Here is a 428-nt window from a genome sequence, read left to right on the forward strand (position 1 = left end):
CGATCCTGCAACGGCCGGACGATGTCGTCGGCGGCGTCCATCAGGGTGTAGAGGTCGGTGCCGTGCTCCCAGCCGAGGCGTTCGGCGGCGGCGATAAACACCTCCAGCGGCGCGTTGCCGGCCCCGGCGCCCATGCCGGCGAGGCTGGCGTCGATGCGGTCGCAGCCCTCCTCCACCGCGACGATGGAGTTGGCCACGCCAAGGGACAGGTTGTGGTGGGCGTGCATGCCGGTCTGGGTTTCCGGCTTGAGCACGGCCTTGACCGCACGGAAGCGCTCGCGCACGTCCTGCATGCTCAGCGCACCGCCGGAGTCGACCACGTAGATGCAGGTCGCGCCGTAGTTCTCCATCAGCTTGGCCTGCTTGGCCAGATGCTCGGGGGCGATCATATGGCTCATCATCAAAAAGCCGACGGTGTCCATGCCCAG

Annotated in this window: 1 pseudogene; it reads right to left on the minus strand. The window is 67.5% G+C overall.

Annotated features, from left to right (window positions below):
- Nucleotides 1-428, minus strand: a pseudogene (mhpE, locus tag B3M58_RS18885) (4-hydroxy-2-oxovalerate aldolase); the annotation flags it as partial.

It is taken from the genome of Pseudomonas sp. UBA2684 (assembly GCA_002354655.1).
Lineage (GTDB): Bacteria > Pseudomonadota > Gammaproteobacteria > Pseudomonadales > Pseudomonadaceae > Aquipseudomonas.